General features: G+C 71.8%; 17 protein-coding genes. 9 read left to right on the forward strand and 8 right to left on the reverse strand.

Annotated elements, in window-relative coordinates; translation table 11 throughout:
- Positions 1 to 79: 79 nt before the first annotated feature.
- The gene (locus tag ASH01_RS03295) at positions 80 to 673 is read left to right on the forward strand and encodes a TetR/AcrR family transcriptional regulator (RefSeq protein ID WP_056771245.1); all 594 of its coding nucleotides are present in this window, start codon (positions 80 to 82) and stop codon (positions 671 to 673) included.
- Positions 674 to 676: 3 nt separating this feature from the next.
- Here the strand turns inward: ASH01_RS03295 and ASH01_RS03300 are convergent, their stop codons facing one another.
- Genes ASH01_RS03300 through ASH01_RS03310 form a run of 3 tightly spaced genes read right to left on the reverse strand, consistent with a single transcriptional unit; the run spans position 677 to position 4,778 of the window.
- Positions 677 to 1,534 carry a class II glutamine amidotransferase gene (locus ASH01_RS03300; RefSeq protein WP_056771248.1) on the reverse strand — a complete coding sequence of 286 codons (858 nt, stop codon included), beginning with the start codon at positions 1,532 to 1,534 and terminating at the stop codon, positions 677 to 679.
- Positions 1,535 to 1,536: 2 nt separating this feature from the next.
- Positions 1,537 to 3,258: a thiamine pyrophosphate-dependent enzyme gene (locus ASH01_RS03305; RefSeq protein WP_056771251.1), complete on the reverse strand. Its 1,722-nt coding sequence runs from the start codon at positions 3,256 to 3,258 to the stop codon at positions 1,537 to 1,539.
- Entirely contained in the window at positions 3,255 to 4,778 is a 1,524-nt protein-coding gene (locus ASH01_RS03310) for an FMN-binding glutamate synthase family protein (RefSeq protein ID WP_235509511.1), read from the reverse strand. Before ASH01_RS03310 ends, ASH01_RS03305 begins: the two co-directional genes overlap by 4 nt.
- A 246-nt stretch (positions 4,779 to 5,024) precedes the next feature.
- Here ASH01_RS03310 and lysX point away from each other — a divergent pair, with 246 nt between their 5' ends.
- From lysX to ASH01_RS03325, 3 genes are all read left to right on the forward strand, one after another.
- Positions 5,025 to 8,390, forward strand: a complete 3,366-nt coding sequence (lysX, locus tag ASH01_RS03315) for a bifunctional lysylphosphatidylglycerol synthetase/lysine--tRNA ligase LysX (protein ID WP_056771256.1) — start codon at positions 5,025 to 5,027, stop codon at positions 8,388 to 8,390.
- Entirely contained in the window at positions 8,381 to 9,496 is a 1,116-nt protein-coding gene (locus ASH01_RS03320; RefSeq protein WP_056771259.1) for an alpha/beta hydrolase, read from the forward strand. The genes lysX and ASH01_RS03320 overlap by 10 nt, the downstream gene beginning before the upstream one ends.
- A 100-nt stretch (positions 9,497 to 9,596) precedes the next feature.
- The gene (locus ASH01_RS03325) at positions 9,597 to 10,496 is read left to right on the forward strand and encodes an SGNH/GDSL hydrolase family protein (RefSeq protein WP_056771262.1); all 900 of its coding nucleotides are present in this window, start codon (positions 9,597 to 9,599) and stop codon (positions 10,494 to 10,496) included.
- 29 nt (positions 10,497 to 10,525) lie between these two features.
- Here the strand turns inward: ASH01_RS03325 and ASH01_RS03330 are convergent, their stop codons facing one another.
- Positions 10,526 to 11,140: a flavodoxin family protein gene (locus ASH01_RS03330; RefSeq protein WP_443081033.1), complete on the reverse strand. Its 615-nt coding sequence runs from the start codon at positions 11,138 to 11,140 to the stop codon at positions 10,526 to 10,528.
- Between the two features lie 155 nt (positions 11,141 to 11,295).
- Here ASH01_RS03330 and ASH01_RS03335 point away from each other — a divergent pair, with 155 nt between their 5' ends.
- Positions 11,296 to 12,309 carry a TIGR03885 family FMN-dependent LLM class oxidoreductase gene (locus ASH01_RS03335; RefSeq protein WP_056771265.1) on the forward strand — a complete coding sequence of 338 codons (1,014 nt, stop codon included), beginning with the start codon at positions 11,296 to 11,298 and terminating at the stop codon, positions 12,307 to 12,309.
- Positions 12,306 to 13,988: an alpha-amylase family protein gene (locus ASH01_RS03340; RefSeq protein WP_056771267.1), complete on the forward strand. Its 1,683-nt coding sequence runs from the start codon at positions 12,306 to 12,308 to the stop codon at positions 13,986 to 13,988. The genes ASH01_RS03335 and ASH01_RS03340 overlap by 4 nt, the downstream gene beginning before the upstream one ends.
- Before the next feature lie 18 nt (positions 13,989 to 14,006).
- Here the strand turns inward: ASH01_RS03340 and ASH01_RS03345 are convergent, their stop codons facing one another.
- Both ASH01_RS03345 and ASH01_RS03350 read right to left on the reverse strand, forming a co-directional pair.
- Positions 14,007 to 14,276, reverse strand: a complete 270-nt coding sequence (locus ASH01_RS03345; protein ID WP_056771270.1) for a DUF7218 family protein — start codon at positions 14,274 to 14,276, stop codon at positions 14,007 to 14,009.
- Between the two features lie 73 nt (positions 14,277 to 14,349).
- Entirely contained in the window at positions 14,350 to 15,315 is a 966-nt protein-coding gene (locus tag ASH01_RS03350) for an SDR family NAD(P)-dependent oxidoreductase (protein ID WP_235509512.1), read from the reverse strand.
- Positions 15,316 to 15,394: 79 nt separating this feature from the next.
- Here ASH01_RS03350 and ASH01_RS03355 point away from each other — a divergent pair, with 79 nt between their 5' ends.
- Together ASH01_RS03355 and ASH01_RS03360 are read left to right on the forward strand one after the other, a co-directional pair.
- A complete protein-coding gene (locus tag ASH01_RS03355; protein ID WP_056771273.1) occupies positions 15,395 to 16,576 on the forward strand; it encodes a zinc-dependent alcohol dehydrogenase in 1,182 nt (393 codons plus the stop codon).
- Between the two features lie 60 nt (positions 16,577 to 16,636).
- A complete protein-coding gene (locus tag ASH01_RS03360; protein ID WP_056772646.1) occupies positions 16,637 to 17,008 on the forward strand; it encodes a hypothetical protein in 372 nt (123 codons plus the stop codon).
- A 12-nt stretch (positions 17,009 to 17,020) separates the two neighbouring features.
- Here the strand turns inward: ASH01_RS03360 and ASH01_RS03365 are convergent, their stop codons facing one another.
- A complete protein-coding gene (locus tag ASH01_RS03365) occupies positions 17,021 to 17,893 on the reverse strand; it encodes an SDR family oxidoreductase (RefSeq protein WP_056772649.1) in 873 nt (290 codons plus the stop codon).
- A 601-nt stretch (positions 17,894 to 18,494) separates the two neighbouring features.
- Between ASH01_RS03365 and ASH01_RS03370 the strand changes: the two genes are divergently transcribed.
- Positions 18,495 to 19,334 carry a sigma-70 family RNA polymerase sigma factor gene (locus tag ASH01_RS03370; RefSeq protein ID WP_056771275.1) on the forward strand — a complete coding sequence of 280 codons (840 nt, stop codon included), beginning with the start codon at positions 18,495 to 18,497 and terminating at the stop codon, positions 19,332 to 19,334.
- A 17-nt stretch (positions 19,335 to 19,351) separates the two neighbouring features.
- Here the strand turns inward: ASH01_RS03370 and ASH01_RS03375 are convergent, their stop codons facing one another.
- Positions 19,352 to 20,116 carry a GAF and ANTAR domain-containing protein gene (locus ASH01_RS03375; RefSeq protein ID WP_056771278.1) on the reverse strand — a complete coding sequence of 255 codons (765 nt, stop codon included), beginning with the start codon at positions 20,114 to 20,116 and terminating at the stop codon, positions 19,352 to 19,354.
- Between the last annotated feature and the right edge of the window lie 181 nt (positions 20,117 to 20,297).

A 20,297-nucleotide genomic window follows, 5' to 3' on the forward strand; every position in this document is an offset into this window, starting at 1 on the left:
CGGTCCGCTTCTATTCCCGAGGGCGGCAGGTCATCGCGGTCGCCCTGCACGGTCCGTCGTCCGACCTAGGATCACGACCGTGTCCACCGAGTCACCGCTCTTCGACCTGCACCGCCGCCCCGAGCGGCGTGACGCGGCGCGCAACCGCGAGCTCCTCCTCGACGCCGCGCACCGGCTCGTCGACCGCGACGGGGTCGACGCCGTGACGATGGATGCCGTCGCCGCCGAGGCCGGCGTCGGCAAGGGCACGGTGTTCCGTCGCTTCGGCAGCCGCACCGGCCTGATGTCGGCCCTCCTCGACCACGGCGAGGCACGGTGGCAGGGCCGGGTCATCTCCGGTCCACCACCCCTCGGGCCCGGCGCGCCCGCGCTCGACCGGCTCCTCGCCTTCGGCGAGTCCCGGCTCGAGCGCACCCTCGTCAGCGGCGACCTCATGGTCGCCGCAGCGGGTCGCCACGGCCGGTCGCTGCCAGCGGTCGCCTTCCTCGTGGCCCACGTGCGCCACCTGCTCGCCGAGCTCGACGTGACCGGGGACCTGCCGGTCCTGGCCCTGTCCCTCCTCGCCCCGCTCGACGTGACCTTCGTCCTGCCCCAGCTCGAGGCCGGCGTCACCCGCGAGCGCATCCTCGCCACCTGGACCGACCTCGTGCGTCGCGTCGTCGAGGCCGGCTGAGCCTCACCTCCCGGTCGGTCGCTGCGAGGCTGCGGCCGCGCCGAGGTCAGCCGGCTGCAGGCGGTGCCGCGGCTCCGGGTCGACGACGACCCGCTCGGTCACAGACAGGTCGGGGCCGACCCGGACGAGGACGCCGGGGTCGAGCATCCGCCACGCGGGGTCGTCGTCGAGGCGTTCGCTCGCGACGACGACGCACGGTGCGTCGGCCAGCTCGTCGCTGACGACGCGCGTGCCGGCGTCACTGCGGTGGTCCAGGACCTCGACGGGCTTCCGACGGTCGAGCAGCCACAGGGCGTGCGTGTCGGGGTAGCGGCACGCCCACAGCTCGGTGGGCGTCGTCAGGACGACGTTGACGGCATACACGGGCAGGTGCCGGGCCACCCAGCCGAGGGCACGCTCCATCCCCAGGGCCACGTCCCCACCGGCAGCGGCGGTCTCGGCGGTCACGAGTGCGAAGAGGCGCTCGGAGTCGGTGTCGCCGCGCACCGTCGCCATCGCCGCGCCGAGGTGCTCCTCGAGACGGGGCAGCCCCTGGACCACACCGTTGTGTGCAAAGAGCCGGCCGTCGAGCTCGAAGGGGTGGGTGTTCTCGGGGCGCGGCCCGGTGCCGGACGAGTGGCGGACGTGCGCCACGAAGGTCGCACTGCGCCGTTCCTTCGCCTCGCTCGCGAAGTCCGCGTCGTCCCAGGCCGCCAGCGCCTGCTTCTCCACGACCGGGCGGCCGGCCTCGTCGAAGGTGCCGAGGCCCGTGCCGTCGGGGTTGCGGTGCGACTGGCGACTCAGGCTGTCCGGGGCGTCGAGGAGCCAGAACGTCGCGGACACCCGCGCGCGACCGGCACTCATCCCGAAGAGGCGACACACGGCTACCTGCTCTCCACGGCCTCCTTGGCCTTGGCGCTGGCGAAGCCCCAGCCCTGGGCGAGCTTGGGCTTGGGCGGGATCGCGACCTCGTCGGGGTTGGTCACGACGTCGAGCAGCACCGGGCCGTCGGTGGCGAGGGCCCACGTCACGGCGTCGTCGAGCTCGTCGGCCTCGGTGACCCGGCGGCTCGTCAGACCCATGGCCGCCGCGACGGCAGCGAGGTCGGGGTTGTCGAGCTCGGTCCCGAACTCCGGCAGCCCACCCTGCTCCTGCTCGAGCTTGACCATGCCGAGCCGCCCGTTGTCGAAGACCACGACGACGACGGGCAGCCGATAGGTCACCGCGGTGCGCAGGTCGCCGAGCAGCATCATCAGTCCACCGTCGCCGGCGAAGGCCACGACCGGACGAGTGCGGTCGAGCGCCTGCGCTCCGAGCGCCATCGGCATCGCGTTGGCCATCGAACCGAGGTTGTAGGAGCCGACGAGCCGACGCGTGCCACGCATCGTCACGAACCGGGCGAGCCACGCGGTGGACATGCCGGTGTCGCTCGTGAAGATCGTCGTGTCGGGCGCCAGCCGGTCGACGGCGGCCGCCACCGCCTCCGGCCGGATGCGCTCGTCGGGGTTGTCGAGGACGGCTCTGGCCCGCCCGAGGAGCGTGCGGTCGTGGTCCGGGTCGAGCAACGAGCGCTGACGTTCATGCCACGTCTCGTATGCCGTGCGCGCGCTCTCGAGGTGCCCGCGGTCCTCGCGTCGGCGGAGGCGCGGCAGGAGCTGGTCCAGCGTCGACGCGGCGTCGCCGACGAGGGCGTGCTGCACGGGGGTGCGCCGGCCGACGTGCTCCCCGCGCGCGTCGAGCTGGATCACCGCCTTGCCGGTCGGGTACCAGTCGCGGTAGGGGAAGTCGGTGCCGACGAGGACGAGCACGTCGCAGTCGTCCATGGCCTTGGCGGCGGCGGGGTTGCCGATGAGGCCGGACTGGCCGACCTCGAAGGGGTTGTCGTGCTCGAGTCCCTCCTTCGCCTTGAGCGTGAGCACCATCGGGGCGGCGAGCACGTCGGCCAGCTCGAGCACCTGCGAGCGGGCCCCGCGCGCACCGCACCCGACGAGGAGCGTCACGGGGACGTCACCGGCGAGGGCGGCGGCGGCGGCCTCGACCTGCGCGACCGGTGCTGGCGCCGGCACCGCGGTCGGTGCGAACGTCGCGGGACGCACGCCCTTGTCGAGTGCGAGGTCGCCGACGTCGCCCGGCAGCGTCAGCACGGCGACGCCGCGCATCGACTGTGCCGCGTTGACGGCCTGCTCGAGCAGGTAGGGCAGCTGTCCCGCCGAGGTCAGGGTCTGGGACCACACCGAGACGTCGGCGAAGAGGGCGTTGTTGTCGACCTCCTGGAAGAAGTCGGTCCCGATCTCGGGGCTCGGCACCTGGCCGCAGATGGCGAGGACCGGCGCGTGCGACTTCTTCGCGTCGTAGAGCCCGTTGAGCAGGTGGATCGACCCCGGTCCCACCGTGCCCATGCACACCCCGAGCGTGCCGGTCAGCTGCGCCTGGGCGCTGACGGCGAAGGCCGCCACCTCCTCGTGGCGCACCCCGACCCACTCGATGCGGTCCTCCGTGCGGATGGCGTCGGTCAGCGGGTTGAGGGCGTCGCCGACGACGCCCCAGACCTGCGTCACCCCGGCGTCCGCCAACGAGGTGATGATGTGCTCGGCGACGGTGGTCATGACGGGCTCCCGCCGAAGTGGTCGGCGCTCGCTGCGGCCCAGTCGTGGGCCCAGTCCCGCGGGGGCTCGGCCAGCAGCTGCCCCGGCGCGAGCCAGTCGTAGAGCTCGGCGTAGGACTGGTTGCGGGTCGCCGACACGTTGAGCCGCAGGTGGTGCGGCGTCAGGCGCGAGGGGTCCGTGACACCCATGGCCGCCATGATCCGCATCGCCTCGTCGACCGTGGCCTGCTGGTAGCGGTGGACGCGCTCGCTCTTGTCGCCGACGTCGAGCGCTCGTGCGCGGCGCGGGTTCTGGGTGGCGACGCCGCTCGGGCACTTGTCGGTGTGGCAGCGCTGGGCCTGGATGCAGCCGGCGGCCATCATCATGGCGCGGGCCGAGTTGGTGTAGTCCGCCCCCTGGATGACGCGCTTGACGATGTCGTTGCCGGCCGCGACCTTGCCACTCGCGCCGATGCGCACACGGTCACGCAGGCCGACGCCGACGAGCGCGTTGTGCACGGTCATGAGGCCGTGGGTGAGCGGCATCCCGACGTGGTCCTCGAACTCGAGCGGCGCAGCACCCGTGCCACCCTCAGAGCCGTCGACGACGATGAAGTCTGGCGTCGTGCCGACCTCGAGCATCGCCTTGCAGATGGCGAGGACGTCGACCCGGGAGCCGACGCAGAGCTTGAAACCGGCGGGCTTGCCGCCGGCCAGCTCACGCATGCGCCCGATGAACTCGATGAGCTCCACCGGCGTGCGGAAGACGCGGTGGCTCGACGGGCTGACGCACTTCTCCCCCTGCGGCACCTGGCGGATGTCGGCGATCTCCTTCGTCACCTTGGCCCCCGGCAGCACCCCGCCGATGCCGGGCTTGGCGCCCTGGCTCAGCTTGAGGGAGACGCACTTGACCGAGTCGCCGGATGCCTTGTCGGAGAAGGTTGCCGGGTCGAAGTCACCGTCCTTGGTGCGCGCACCGAAGTAGCCGGTGCCGATCTCCCAGACGATGTCGCCCCCGTGCTCGAGGTGGTAGGGCGACAGGCCGCCCTCGCCCGTGTCGTGGGCGAAGCCGCCGAGGGCAGCACCCTGGTTGAGCGCGCGGATCGCATTGGCGGACAGGGCCCCGAAGCTCATCGCCGAGACGTTGAGCAGCGCCATGGAGTAGGGCCTCGAGCAGTCGGGGCCGCCGACCACGACGCGGGCCGGCTCGTCGGGTGGGTCGACCGGCGCAGCGGAGTGCACGAGGTACTCGTAGCCGACCTCGTTGACGTCGAGCTCGGTGCCGAACGGGCGCTCGCCGTGGATGCCCTTGGCCCGCTCGTAGACGACCGACCTGGTGTCGCGGTCGAACGGGCGGCCGTCCCAGTCCCGCTCGATGAAGTACTGCTGCAGCTCGGGGCGGATGTCCTCCAGGAGGTAGCGCAGGTGCCCGACGACGGGATAGCGCCGCAGGATCGTGTGCTTGCGCTGGAGGAGGTCCCAGGCCGCGAGCCCGACCGCACCCGCCCCGGCTCCGCCGACCACCCACCTGCTTCGACCCACGACTGCCTCCTCGCCCGACGTGCCGCCTGCGCGACCCGTGCTCGTTCGCCCCGGGTGCCCGTTCGGGACGAGCACTCCGACGTTCGCGTCCACCCGAGACCTACCCGCGACGGTGGACCGCATACCTGAGAGGTTCCTGAGCCGGTCGGGCCCGTACGACACTGGATGTGGGCTGGGCGCGGCCTGTGGGGCCGTTCGCAGGCAACGCCCAGCGACCGTCCAGCGCGCAGGTGGATCGTCTGCGGCATGGGCACCCGAACCTTGCGGGCGCCGGCCTCGCACCGTCCCGCGCGACTGCTCACCGGCCTGTACGCGCTCGCCACCCTCGTGGCACTGCTGCTGACCCTGCTGGCCCGACGCCGACCGCACCCGTTCCTCGCCGAGGGCATCTTCGGCCTCCTCAACGTGCCGGTGGCCCCGACCTTCGTGTCGGTGGTCGTCCTCGCCCTGGCCACTCGGGCGCTGCTGGGCCGCAAGCGGATCGGGCTGTGGTTCGTCGCCGTCTTCCAGGTCCTGGGCATCTACGTCGGGTTCGTGGCGCTCGTGCCGGCCGCACGGCTCCCCCGGACCGAGATGTGGGTGAGTCGCGGCGAGCTCGGGCGCGGACTCGACATCGTCTCGACCCTCGTCGCAGCCCTGGCCCTGTGGTGGCTCTGGCGGATCCGGCACGAGTTCACCGGCCGGCTCCAGCGTGGCTCGTGGGGCCTCGCATTCGCTGCGCTCGCCGTCGGTTCCGTCGTGACGCTCGGGGTGGCCTGGCTGCTCCTCGGCGCCGTCGGCGCTCCCCGCTCCCAGGTCGACCCCCTCCTCGACACCGTGCTCGCCGTCTTCGGGGGTGTGAGCCGCCGCACCCTCGCGCTCGTCCCACCCTGGGTCGTCGACGTCGTGGCGGTCTGCGCCGGCCTGACGATCCTCGCGGCCGTCACTCTCTTCCTCGCCTCGGCCCGCCCGCGCAGCCGCTGGTCGCCGGACCGCGAGGTGGCGCTGCGCGGCCTCCTCGCCCGCGACGGGGCCGAGGACTCCCTCGGCTACTTCGCGACCCGTCGTGACAAGGCCTCGGTCTTCTCCCCCGACGGTCGGGCCGCCGTCACCTACCGGGTCGTCGCCGGGGTCTCCCTGGCGAGCGCCGACCCGGTCGGGCATCCGGACAGCTGGCAACCGGCGATCGAGGCCTGGCGGGCCGAGGCACGCGAGTTCGGCTGGGTGCCGGCCGTCGTCGGCGCGAGCGAGCGCGGCGCCCGGGCGTACGCCGCCACCGGGGGCATGCGCGTGCTGCTCCTCGGGGACGAGGCGATCCTCGACCCCGCGCGCTTCGACCTCCGGAGGGCCTCGCTCTCGCCGGTCCGGCACGCCGTGGCGCGGGCGGCCCGAGCCGGACTCGAGGTCCGCGTGCGTCGCCAGCGCGAGCTGCGGGCCGACGAGGTCGCCGAGATCACCGACCGCGCCGAGGCGTGGCGCGGGGGCGAGACCGACCGCGGCTTCTCGATGGCCCTCGGCCGCGGCGGCGACGCCGCCGACGGGGACGTCCTCCACGTGACCGCCCACGCCGCCGACGGGTCGCTCGTCGGGGTGCTCTCCCTCGTGCCGTGGGGACGCTCAGGCGTCTCGCTCGACGTCATGCGGCGCTCCCCAGACGCCCCCAACGGCGTCACGGAGCTCATGGTGAGCGAGCTGCTCGCCCACGCCCGCCGGCTCGGCCTGGCACGGGTCTCGCTCAACTTCTGCATGTTCCGCTCCGTGTTCGAGGACGCCGAGCGGCTCGGGTCCCGGTCGCTGACGCGGGTGGGCGCGTCGGTCCTCGGCTTCTTCGACCGCGTCTGGCAGCTCGAGCGCCTCTACCGGGCCAACGAGAAGTACGAGCCGGCGTGGCAGCCGCGCTTCCTCTGCTACGACGACGCCGTGTCCCTCCCTCAGGTCGCGCTCGCCGCCGGGGCGGCCGAGGGCTTCGTGCGACACCCGTCGATCCGCAACGTCCGCACCGGCCGTACCGAGCTCGACGCCGAGCACCTCGCCCAGGTGGCCGAGATCAGCGCGCCGCCCGTCGACGTCGAGGGCCTCGGCCCGCGCCGGTCCGACCAGTTCCGCCACCGCGCCGCCGCGCTGGACCGGATGCGCGCGGCCGGGGTCGACGCCTACCCGGTCGGCGCGGCCTCGGTGACGACGACCCCGATCGCCACCCTCGGCCCGGACGCCTGGCAGGCCCCACGAACGCTGTCCGTCGTGGGACGGGTGAGGGAGGTGCGCGACCACGGCGGCGTCGCCTTCGCGACCCTCGTCGACGGCGAGTCACGCCTGCAGGTGCTCTTCGACGCGGCCCGCCTCGGCCGGGAATGCCTCGACCGGCTCACCTCGTTCGTCGACGTCGGCGACCTCGTCCGCGTCGACGGCACGACCGGCCGGTCCCGCACCGGCACCCCGAGCCTGCTCGCCGACGACTGGCGGATGGAGGCCAAGTGCCTGCACCCCGTCCCGTTCCGCGCCTTCGACGACCCGGCAACCCGGGCGCGCCGGCGCTCGACCGACCTGCTCGTCCACCCGCGCGACGTCGAGCTGCTCCGGAGCCGCTCGGCCGTCGTCGGGTCGATCCGGAGGACGCTCGGCGACGCCGGCTTCCTGGAGGTGGAGACCCCGATGCTGCACACGACCCACGGTGGTGCGAGCGCGCGCCCCTTCCGGACGTTCATCAACGCGTACGGCGTCGACCTGTCGCTGCGCATCGCGCCCGAGCTGCACCTCAAACGGCTCCTCGTCGCCGGACTCGGTCCCGTCTTCGAGCTCGGTCGCAACTTCCGCAACGAGGGGGCGGACGCCACGCACAACCCGGAGTTCACCTCGCTCGAGGTCTACCAGCCGCACGCCGACTACACGACGATGCGCCACCTCACCGAGCGGCTCGTCCGCGCCGCGGCACGCACCGTCCACGGCCGGGAGGTCATCCCGCTGCCCGTCCCGGGTCCGCGTCGCGACGGGCTCGACGCGCTCGACGACGACGGCACGCAGGGGGTCGACCTCGTCGACATCAGCGGGGAGTGGCCGGTGGTGAAGGTCCTCGACGCGGTCTCCGACGCGGTCGGACAGCGGGTCACCGTCGACACCGACATCGACGTGCTGCTCGGCCTGGCCGAGCTCCACGGGATCACGGTGCGCCCCGAGATGGGCGCCGGGGCCGTCATCGAGGCGCTCTACGCCGAGCTCGTCGAGCCGGTCACGATGCTGCCCACCTTCTACACCGACTTCCCCGTCGAGACCTCGCCCCTGACCCGGCCGCACCGGACGGAGGCCGGGCTCGTCGAGCGCTGGGACCTCGTCGCGGCGGGGATGGAGGTCGGCACGGCATACAGCGAGCTGACCGACCCCGTCGACCAGCGGGCGCGGCTCACCGAGCAGTCGCTCAAGGCCGCTGCAGGCGACCCCGAGGCGATGGAGGTCGATGAGGACTTCCTCCACGCCCTCGAGCTGGGGATGCCACCCAGCGGAGGTCTCGGGATCGGTGTCGACCGGCTCGTCATGCTCCTGACCCACACCTCGATCCGCTCGGTGCTGACGTTCCCGTTCGTGCGTCCGATGAGCACGCGTCGGGCCGACCGAGAGACGAGCCCCGCATGGAGCTGACCGATCCCGGCCCCGTCGTCCTGCTCTCCGTGCTCGCGCTCGTCGTCTTCGGACTGGTCGTCGCCGGCCTGCCCCGGTGGGGCTCCGGCATCTCGCGCGCCGTCGTCCGAGGCGTGCAGGTCGTGCTGCTCAACGTCCTCGTCCTCGCCCTCGCAGGCGCCGCGCTCAACGACCAGTACCTCTTCTACTCCAGCTGGGGTGACCTCTTCGGCTCCCGCTCGACGTCCGTCCAGGTGCACCACGGTGGGACGAGCCCCGAGGTCGTCACGGCCGCCGTGGCCGGTCCCGGTCTCCGCGGCGTCACGACACCGGCCGTGCTGCCACCCCTCCCCCAGCCGGGCTCGCGGCTGCAGACGTACACGGTCGTCGACACGCGGTCGAACGCCGAGGGCCAGGTCTACGTCCACCTGCCCGTCGGCTACGACCCGAGGTCCTCGCGCACGTATCCGGTCATCCTCGGCCTGCACGGCTTCCCGAGCGGGCCGAAGGGCTTCCTCAAGCTCGACTTCCTCAGCTCCGTCGACGCCCTGACCGCCGAGCACCGGCTGGCCCCCTCGATCGTCGTCGTCCCGCGCATCGACACCCCGGCGAGCCTCGACACCGAGTGCGTCAACGGCGGAGTCGGAGAGCCGCAGACGGACACGTGGCTCGCCCACGACATCCCCGCGTGGACCGCGCACCACTTCCGGGTCACGCTGGCGCGGACGTCGTGGGCCACGCTCGGCTACTCCTACGGCGCCTGGTGCGCAGCGTCGCTGTCGATGCGCCACCCCGACGTCTTCGGCGCCGCCGTCGTGCTCCTCGGCTACTTCCGTCCGGACTTCAGTGCGGCCTACGACCCCCTGACGACCGCGACCCAGCGCGGCTACGACCTCGTGACGATGGCGCACACCGCGCCGCCGCCGGTGGCGATGTGGGTGCTCACCTCCCGCGAGGACACGTTGTCCTACCCCACGACGTCGAAGTTCCTCAGCGTCGCCCGGAGCCCGCTCGACGTGACGGGCACCGTCCTCGCACACGGTGGCCACCGGGACTCGGTGTTCACCCCCTACGTCCCGGCCGCCCTCGCGTGGCTGGCCCAGACCCTGCCGGGCTTCCGTGCCTGAGAGCGGACGACGTATGCCGTCGGGCCGGGCCCCTGACGGGCCCCCGGGCCGGGGCCGGCGCCGGGGGCGCGGGGTGCGCGGGGTGCGCGGGGTGCGCGGGGTGCGCCCGCGACCTCGCCACCTCGTCGCGGCGCTGCTCGGCCTGGCCGTCCTCGCCGCCCTGGGCCTGAGCGGTGTGGTGCCCGGCCTCGGACCGCCGACCCTCCTGGGAGATCCCGGCGCGGCACCGAACGCGTCTGCCACCACGGTGGGCCCGGCTCCCGCGACGCCGTCCGCTTCCGAGACGACGCCGTCCGGACCGCTGACGCTCGTGGGTCTCGGGGACTCCGTGCCGTCGGCCGAGACGTGCGGCTGCACCGGCTACGTCGAGCAGGTCGGTCAGCGGCTCGGCGCGCTGACCCACCGGGGCTGGGTGGTGCACAACGACGCGAACGGCGGCTGGACCACGTCGGACGTCGAGGACGACCTCGGCTCCTCGTCCACCCGTGGCCACCTCGCGAACGCCGACCTCGTGCTCGTCGAGGTGGGGGCCAACGACTTCGATCTCGACCGGGTCGACGACCAGGGCTGCTTCCCGGCCGCCGGGTCGGACTGCTGGTCCGCCACGATCGCCGGCCTGCGCGACGGCCTGACCCGGATCATCGCGGCGATCCGCCGCGTCGACCACCGTCCCGACCTGCGGATCGCCCTGCTCGGCTACTGGAACGTCACGGTCGACGGCTCGGTCGGCCGGGCTCTCGGCGAGGACTTCGTCCTCGGCAGCGACGAGCTCACCCGCCTGGTCAACGACACGGTCCACCAGGTGGCCGCGTCGACGGGCGCGGTCTACGTGGACGCGTACAGCCCGCTCAAGGGCACCTCGGGCACCCGGGATCCGACGGGTGACCTCCTCGACGACGGTGACCACCCGAACGCGAGCGGCCACACCCTGCTCTCGACCGCCGTCGTGGACGAGCTCGCCACGGCGGGGGCGGTCGCGGCGTGGCGCGGGGCGTCCTGAGGGTCGACCAGCCGCCGAGGGTCAAAGCGTCAGCCCGCGTTCGATGAAGGATAGCCGGCGGTGCCCAGCAGTCGTGCGAGGTGGGCGGCGTTCGCCGCCAGCGTGCGCGTCGTGCTCGCGACCGTGTCGGGGGTGGACTCGAGGTCCTTGTAGTCCGTGCCGTGCATGGCCTCGCCGTTCCAGTAGGTCACGCCACCGGCCGGGATGGTGAACCCGACGTCGTTGAGCGACTGGAACGCGACCGCGCTGATGTGGTGGGCCCCGTCCTCGTTGCCGACGACGACCACGACGGCGACCTTGCCGTAGGTGAGCAACCGGCCCTGCTCGTCCGTCTCGGACAGCTCGGCGTCGAGGCGCTCGAGGACCCGCTGGCACACGCTGCTGTGCTGCCCCAGCCACGTCGGCGTGGCGAGGACGAGGATGTCGCTCGCGATGAGCTGCTCGCGGAGGTTCGGCCACGCGTCCCCGTCGCCCATGTCGAGCTCGACCCCGGGACGAACGTCGTGGTCCACGACGCGGATCATCGAGCCGCTGACGTCGTGCTCGGCGAGGGCGTCGAGGACCTGCTGCGCGAGCAGCTCGGTGCTCGACTCGGCCGGCGACGGACTGAGCGTGCAGTTGAGCGCGAGAGCGGTCAGGGGCACGGGAACCTCCGGGTGTCGGCGAACGCGTCCGGCGATCGGGTTGGACGAACAGGATCTTGCGCCCATACCCATTCGCCCGGGATCCCAACAGCCACAGGCACGCCGGACCCTTGGGCGTTGACGGCGCACCCCTCGGTGCGGTTGCGTGGGGAGGCATGACCGTCATCGGCTTCCACTGCTCGCACGAGCAGATCGACCCCGCCCAGCTCCTCCGGGACGTCCGCGCGGCGCAGGACGCCGGCTTCACGGCCGCCATGTCGTCGGACCACATCTCGCCGTGGAGCAGCCGTCAGGGCGAGTCGGGGTACGCATGGAGCTGGCTCGGCGCGGCCCTGGCGACCACCTCCCTACCGTTCGGCGTCGTCACGGCCCCAGGTCAGCGCTACCACCCGGCCGTCACGGCGCAGGCCATCGCGACGCTCGGGCAGATGTTCCCCGGACGCTTCTGGGCCGCGCTCGGGTCGGGCGAGGCTTCGAACGAACGAGTGACCGGCGGGGTGTGGCCGCGCAAGGAGGTCCGGGACGCCCGCCTGCTCGAGTGCGTCCACGTCATCCGACGGCTGCTTGCGGGTGAGGAGGTCAGCCACGACGGGCTCGTGTCTGTCAACCGGGCTCGCCTTTGGACGCTGGCCGACCCCGTGCCCGATCTTGTCGGGCCGGCGGTGACCGCCGAGACGGCCGCGCACCACGCCGGCTGGGCCGACGGCCTCATCACCGTGAACCAGCCGCCCGAGACCCTGCGTCGTGTGCTCAACGCCTACCGGGACGCCGGCGGACAGGGCGCCGCGCGCCTGCAGGTGCACGTGAGCTGGGCCCCGACGGAGGACGAGGCCCTGCACGTCGCCCACGACCAGTGGCGCAGCAACGTGATCGGGCCGCCCGTCGCGTGGGACACCGAGACGGTCGAGGCCTTCGACCTCATCGGCGAGAAGGTCTCGCCCGAGCAGGTCCGCGACGCGGTGCTCGTCTCGGCCGACCTGGGGCGTCACGCCCAGTGGCTCCAGGACTACATCGACATGGGCTGGGATGAGCTCTACGTCCACTTCGTCGGTCAGCACCAGGCACCCTTCATCGAGGCGTTCGGCACCTCCGTGCTCCCTCAGCTGTCGGTGACCAGCCCTGCGGCGCAGGGCGCCTCACCTCAGGGCGCACGGGAGGAGGACCGATGAGGATGAGCGACACGGGTGACGTGTGGTGGAAGAACGCCGTCCTCTACTGCGCCGACATCGAGACGTTCCAGGACTCCGACGGCGACGGGGTGGGCGACCTGCGCGGGATGACCGACCGCATCGAGTACCTCGCCGACCTCGGCGTGACGTGCCTCTGGCTCATGCCGTTCTACCCGACGGCGCGCAAGGACGACGGCTACGACATCACCGACTTCTTCGGCGTCGACCCACGCCTCGGCACCCTGGGCGACTTCGTCGAGCTCGTGCGCACCGCCCGGGACCACGGCATCCGGGTCATCATCGACTTCGTCATGAACCACACGTCGGACCAGCATCCGTGGTTCAAGTCGGCTCGGCGCAGCCGCGAGGACCCGTACCGCGACTACTACGTGTGGAGCCGCTCGAAGCCGCGGTCGAGCGCCAAGGACGTCGTCTTCCCGGACCAGGAGAACAGCATCTGGGAGCGGGACGAGAAGACGGGCGACTACTACCTTCACCACTTCTACAAGCATCAGCCAGACCTCAACGTCGCGAATCCTGCTGTCCAGGAAGAGATCTCCCGAACCCTCGGCTTCTGGCTGGAGCTCGGGGTGTCCGGGTTCCGGGTGGATGCCGTGCCGTTTCTCTTCGCCCGCGACGGGGTGCCCGGGGTCGACGACGCGGATGCGTTCAATCCCGACCGCTACCTCGGTGACGTCCGGTCGTTCGTCACCCGCCGCGTCGGGGACGCGGTGCTCCTCGGCGAGGTCAACCTGCCCTACCCGGAGCAGCGCCGGTTCTTCGGTGGTGACGACGGCGACGGCCTCAACATGCAGTTCGACTTCATCGGGATGCAGCGCTTCTACCTCTCCCTGGCTCGGGGCGACGCCGGGCCGCTCGCCGCTGCGCTGCGCGAGAGGCCCCCGCTCGACGTCACGAGCCAGTGGGCGAGCTTCGTGCGCAACCACGACGAGCTGACCCTCGACAAGCTCACCAAGACGGAGCGGCGCGAGGTCTTCGACGCCTTCGGGCCCGACCCCGACATGCAGCTGTACGACCGGGGTCTGAGACGCCGCCTCCCGCCCATGGTCAGCGGTGACGAGCGGAGGGTGCGGCTCGCGTACTCCCTGATGTTCTCGCTTCCCGGCACCCCGGTGCTCTTCTACGGCGAGGAGATCGGCATGGGCGAGAACCTCGACGTGCCGGGGCGGCTCGCCGTGCGCACCCCCATGCAGTGGAGGTCCGCACCGAGCGGCGGCTTCTCGACTGCCACCCCGAAGCGCCTCACCCGACCGATGCCCGCCGGGGTCTGGGGCCCGGAGCACGTCAACGTCTCCGACCAGCGACGCGACCCCGGCTCGCTGTGGTGGTTCGTGCGCAGCCTGGCGCGCCGCTACCGGCAGCTGCCCGAGAGCGGCTGGGCGACGGTGGACGTGCTCGACCACCCCGTGAAGTCGGTCCTCGCGCACGTCAGCCGCTGCGACGACTGGGCCATGCTCGCCGTGCACAACCTCGGCGAGGAGGGGGCCGTGGTGCCGCTCACGGTGCCTGGCCTTCCGTCGGATGTCCGGCTCGTCGACGTGCTCGGCGAGCGTCCCGACCTCGACGTCGCGGCATCCGGTCGGGTCGAGGTCGACGTCGAGCCCTACGGCTACCGATGGCTCCTCGTGGTTCGCGAAGGCGACGACCCCCTTCTGTGACCGCCCGCCGCGAGCGCCTCAGTGGTGACGCAGGGCGGAGATGAGCTGCGACTTGTTCATGCTCGACCGGCCCTCGATGCCCACCTCTCTGGCACGCTTCATGAGCTGGTCCTTCGTCATGTCCTCGTAGTCGCCCGCGCTGCCGCCCTTGCGGCTCACGGCCGAGCGCGAGCTCGCGGCAGCCGCGTTGGAGACGCGGGCAGCCTTCTCCTTGCTCGCCCCGTCGTCGCGCAGCGACTCGTAGAGGTGCTTGTCCTTGACGGAGGGTCCGGGTGTCCTGCGTGGCATGGGTGCCTCCTTGGTCGAGACCTATACCGTGCGCCTACCCAGCCCGCTCGCCTTCGACACGTCGGGTCGTCGCTCAGCCCTTGTTGCGTCTGGCGGCTCGGTCGCCGAGCGTCGCGAGCCGGTCGACGAAGGGCGACCCGAGCCGTCTCCGTGCCTTGGCGCCGTCGACGGTGCGCGCCCCGCCGCGTTGCGGCGCGCTCGGCAGGAGCCGGCTCATGAGCCCCATCACCCGGGTCGTGGTCGCCGGCGCGAGACCTCGCACCCGGATCCCTACCCAGGCCAACGGCGTCAGCACGACCATGGGGCGACCGGCCAACACCGCGTCGACGATGCGACGCGCCGCCCGGTCGGCATCGACCGACAGCAGCGGCAGCGATGCGGCGGGCGCGAACCACGCGTACTCGGCCGCCGGGTCCCCGCCGAAACGGGCATGGGTGTGGCCGCCGGTACGCATCAGGCCCGGGACGATCGTCGTGGCCGTGACGCCGGTGCCACTCAGGGCGGCGGCGAGCCCGTCAGAGAAGCCGACCGCCGCGAACTTCGCCGTCGCGTAGGGCAGCAGGTGCGGAGGCGAGACCATGCCGCCGACCGAGGTGACTGTCCCGATGCGGCCGTGGCCGCGCCGACGCATGTGCGGCAGCACCGTCATCGCCGCATGGATCGGCCCCCAGGCCATCGTGTCCATGGCGTCCTCGAACTCGTGCAGGACCAACGACTCGACCGGGGCGGTCTGGATGACGCCCGCCACCGTCACGAGCACCTCGATGGGTCCGACCGAGTGCTCCACCCGGCCGATCAGGTCGCCGACGTCGTGGCGGTCACGCACGTCACAGAGGTCCGCCGTGACCGGACCGTGCGCGGCCAGGGCTCGGGCGGCAGCCGCGACCTCCGCCTCGTCACGGGCCGCCACGACGACCCGGTGACCCCGCGTCAGCAGCTCCCTCGCGACGAGGAAGCCCAGCCCGCGCGAGGCCCCCAGGACGAGGGCCACCGGCTGGTCGCCGACGGTCTCCTCGGTCGGACTCATGGTCGGACTCATGCTCGCCTCCTGACGTCGTGCACACCCTGACCCCATCCGCCGGCCGTTTCCCTGGGCCCACCATGGGTAGGTCCGCCACATGAAGGCTCTGACCTGGCACGGCATCGAGGACGTTCGTGTGAGCGACGTACCCGACCCCGTCATCGCTCACACCACCGACGCCGTCGTGCGCGTCACCTCGACCGCCATCTGCGGCTCCGACCTGCACCTCTACCGGGTGCTCGCGCCGTACCTGGAGCCCGGTGACGTGCTCGGGCACGAGTTCATGGGGATCGTCGAGGAGGTGGGTCCAGGTGTCGCCACGCTCGCCGTCGGCGATCGCGTCGTCGTCCCGTTCAACATCTCCTGCGGTCGCTGCTGGATGTGCCAGCGTGGCCTGTTCGCCCAGTGCGAGACGACGCAGAACACCGACTCCGGCAAGGGCGCCAGCCTCTTCGGGTACACGAGCCTCTACGGTTCCGTGCCCGGCGGTCAGGCAGAGAGGGTCCTGGTGCCGCACGCAGACTTCGGGCCCATCGTCATCCCCGACGAGATGCCCGACGAGCGATTCCTCTACCTCTCCGACATCCTCCCCACGGCGTGGCAGGCCGTCGAGTACGCCGACGTCAACGGGAGCGACACCCTGGCCGTGCTCGGGCTGGGACCAGTGGGTCAGCTCGCCGTCCGGTCGGCGCTGCACCGCGGCGTCGGCCGGGTCATCGGCGTCGACCTCGTGCCCGACCGGATCGAGAAGGCCCGGGCCCGCGGCGCCGACGTCATCGATGCGTCCGACACCGACGTGGCGCAGGCCCTCAAGGACCTGACCGAAGGCCGGGGACCGGATGCGGTCATCGATGCGGTCGGCATGGAAGCCCACGGGAACCCGTTCTCGGAGAAGGTCATTGCCGGCGCCAGCCGTCTGCCCAAGCCCATCGCCCGCGGAGCGATCGAGACCGTCGGGATCGACCGGCTCGCGGCACTGCACACCGCGGTCGCAGCCGTGCGCCGCGGCGGCACCCTGTCCATCAGCGGCGTCTACGGGGGCATGGCCGACCCCATGCCGATGATGGAGCTCTTCGACAAGGGCCTGACCATCCGGATGGGTCAGTGCCACGTCCGCCGCTGGAGCGACGAGCTGCTCGACATCGTCCGCACCGACGACGACGTCCTGGGACTCGAAAGTCTCGCCACCCACCACGGCAGCCTGGAGGACGCGCCCGACTTCTACCGCATCTTCGAGGAGAAGCAGGACGAATGCCTCAAGGTCGTCCTCCGCCCCTGAGCGAGACTGCCCACCGTTCCGTCCCCGGCCCAACCAACCACCAGAAAAGGAGACGTGATCATGAGCGTGACGAGCTTCCAGGACCTTCCCCTCGCCGACCGCGACCGGGAGTGGGACGGCGACGCTGCCGAGAAACGGGTGCGGGCATGGGCCGCAGCGGAGGACGAGCCGAACGAGAAGTACCGCGACGCACACGTCTGGTACGACGCGGAGAGCAAGACGAACTTCACGGCCTACAAACTCCTCGTCGCCGACGTGGTCGACGGCCGCCTCCGGGCCGTCCCGCGCGCGGTCATGGCCGCCGCCGCGGTCATGCAGGGCTCACGAGGCGGGGTCGACCTGCCGGACAAGGACCGCGACCGGGTCCGCAGCCACCTCGCGAAGTACTACGCGAAGATGGGTGAGGAGGCTCCGTGGGAGCGTGACGGCTGACCGTCGTCGGGCTCAGAAGACCGCGCCGCCACCCGTCACTCCGAGGACGGTGCCCGACACGTAGCTGGCCTCCGTCGGGGACGCGAGAAAGACGTATGCCGGAGCGACCTCACCAGGCTGACCGGCGCGCCCCAAGGGCGTATCCGCGCCGAACGTCTCGATCTTCCTGCTGTCACGCGTCGCTGGCTGCAACGGCGTCCAGATCGGACCCGGCGCGACCGCATTGACGCGGATTCCCTTGGGGCCCAATGAGGCCGCCAGGTTGACGGTCAGGTTGTTGAGCGCGGCCTTGGTGGCTGCGTAGTCGAGCAGCGCGGGTGAGGGGTCGTAGGCCTGGATCGAGGTCGTGTTGATGATCGACGAGCCGGGCTGCAGGTGCGGCAGTGCTGCCTGGCAGAGCCAGAGCACCGCGTGGAGGTTGGTGCGCATGACGCGTTCCACGTGCTCAGGCTGGAGGCCCTCGAGACCCTCCGGCCCACGGTCCCAGTGGTAGCCGGCGTTGTTGACGAGGATGTCGAGGCCCCCGAGGCCGCGCACCGCATCGGCGACGGCGCGCATGCAGGTCTGGCGCTCGACGAGGTCTCCGGGCACGAGGACGCCCGTGCGGCCTGCCTTCTCGATCCAAGCGAGGGTGTCCTCGGCGTCGGACTGCTCGGCGGGGAGGTAGCTGATGGCGACGTCGGCCCCTTCGCGGGCGAACGCGATCGCGACCGCTCGTCCGATGCCGGAGTCGCCACCGGTGATGAGCGCTCGTCGGCCCTCGAGCCGGCCGTGCCCGACGTAGGTCTCCTCGCCGTGGTCCGGAACCGGGTGCATCTCACTCGTCAGCCCGGGCGGTTCCTGCTGCTGGGCGGGGAAGCCGCCCTGGTCGTCGTGGCGCACCATGCTCTCTGCGCGGTCGGCGATCTCGGACACGGTCAGTCCCTCCAGTCGACTTCGGTTGGCACTCCTCCTACCCACGGCCGGACGGCTCACGCAGCTCAGTCGGCCGACGTCGTGAGTCATGCGGCATCCCTACCCTCTTGGACTCGGGCGAGCCGCCCTCGCGAGGGTGGATGCGGAGACGGCCATCGACCCGATACGCGAGCAGCAGCCCGAACCGTCTGCCGTCACCAACCAGCCGGAGTCGAACGGCGCCAGGAAGACCGTCTGACCGGTGAGAACGACTGGGCGGACTCGATCGCGACGGTGACGGTCCGGACCTCACCAAGGGGCTCGTGCGTCCTGCCTCGGCAGCCGAGCAGGCAGCAAGGGACATCCCCGTCACGACGGCGACCAGCACGGAGGACGAAGGCACGCCCTCTCGCCATACCCCACCCCGCGGGCAAACGAACACGAGTGGTTTGCCACGCCTGCAAGCACACTCAGCCCAAGCACGTCGGCAGCATCCCGACTGTTGCGAAATCCGCCGCCGCGTGGCACTGTCGAATCGTCTGAGCGGTCCAACTACAGCGCCGACTCCGTCACCGCACCCCGGAGATGAGTCATGTCGCAGCACCCTCAGCATCCACGACTGTCCTTCGCCGAGCGTGACGCCGAGACGTCCGAGCTCTTCCGCCGCCTCGCCCTCGCTCGCACACCGGAGGACTCCGAGCCGATCGTCGAGGAGATCGTCCACCTCTACCTCGATCTCTGTGCCTCCATGGCCGGACGCTACGACGGGCGAGGCGTCGAGCACGACGACCTCGTCCAGGTCGCCCGCCTGGCCCTCGTCAAGGCCGTCCGCCGCTACGAGCCCGGCCACGCCCCGTCCTTCGCCGCCTACGCCGTGCCCACCATCTCCGGCGAGCTCAAGCGATGGTTCCGTGACCGCGGCTGGGTCGTGCGGCCACCGCGACGCCTCCAGGAGCTGCGCGCCAACCTGCAGTCCGTCCGGGGCCGTCTGGAGCAGGAGCTCGGCGCCACACCCTCGGACGAAGAGCTGGCCCAGGCCGTCGGTGCGTCCGTCGAGGAGGTCCGTGAGGTGGCCACCGCCGCCACCGGCTTCCGGCCGTTGTCGCTCGACTGCAGTCCTTCGGACGACGAGCGGCCGGGCCTCAGTGCCTTCCTCGCCGCGGACGACGACGACCTCGCCGGGGCGGACGACCGCGTCTGCCTCGCGGAGGCTCTGACCGAGCTCGATGATGACGAGCGCGAGCTGCTCCTCATGCGCTACGTCGAGGGCATGACCCAGCGCGAGATCGGCGAGGTGCGCGGCGTGAGCCAGATGCAGGTCTCGCGGACCTTGCGACGCATCACGGTCCGGCTCCACGACCAACTGTCCGAGCCCGACGTGGATCCGACCGGGCCTCCGGACGTCGGCGAGGAGATGAGCACCGCCTCGTGAACGGGTGAGCATCCGGCTCAGTCGGCGGCGCTCTCCTTGCGCCGCGGACGCTCACCCGCGATCGACGGCAGGGAACCGGTGTCGGCCACCTCGAGGGCGACATCGTGCAGCTTGCGGTTGGTGTTCTGGCTCGCCATGCGCAGCAGCCCGAACGCCTGGTCGCGGGTGACGCGGTGCCGGGCCATGAGCACGCCCATCGCGACGCCGATCTCGCGATTCGACAGGAGCGCCTTCTGGAGGTTCTCGACCCGCTCCTGGTTCGCCGTGAGCGCCACGGCCAGCGCTCCGTGCGTCGCCAGCATGAGCCCGACGACCTCGGACCGCTCGTCGAAGGCCCCGACCTCGTCGGAGTAGATGTTGAGCCCGTCGACGCGGTCGCCGATCTCGTGGCCGAGGCGGTAGGACAGCATGCTGCGCATGCCGACCTCCCTCGAGACCCGCTCGCCGTACTCAGGCCACCGTTCGTCGTGCCGCAGGTCGCGTGGGCGGTAGAGGGTGTCGTCGACGATGGCATCCAGGCACGGCCCCGACCCGACGGCGTACTGGATGGCATCCGCCTGCCGGGCGATGTCGTCGGTCGCCGCGACCGTGCGGAAGCGGTCGTGCTCGTAGCTCGTGATGCTCGCCCACCTCGCGCCGGGGACGCGCTCGACGGCGGCTTGCGCAAGCGCGTCGAGGGTGTCGTCGGGACTCATCGACCCGAGGTCGACCCCGAGCTTCGCGAACGTCTCCGCCACGTTGCGCAGAGCGTCGTCATCGGGTGCCAGCTCGTCCACGCCCATGGCTCACCATTCCTTCTCCGTCGACCGTAGACCTCGACGCGCGGTGTGGCGAGGTGTCCACGAGCCGGCCTGCTCCGGTTGCAGGAGTCCACCGCCAAGGGTGCAATGGACACAGCGTGCCACGCGTCCCGGGGCGTGTGCTGCGTAGGTCTGCCGGCCAAAAAACGAGCCGGCAGGCCGC

The sequence above is a fragment of the Terrabacter sp. Soil811 genome (assembly GCF_001429655.1).
Lineage (GTDB): Bacteria > Actinomycetota > Actinomycetes > Actinomycetales > Dermatophilaceae > Terrabacter.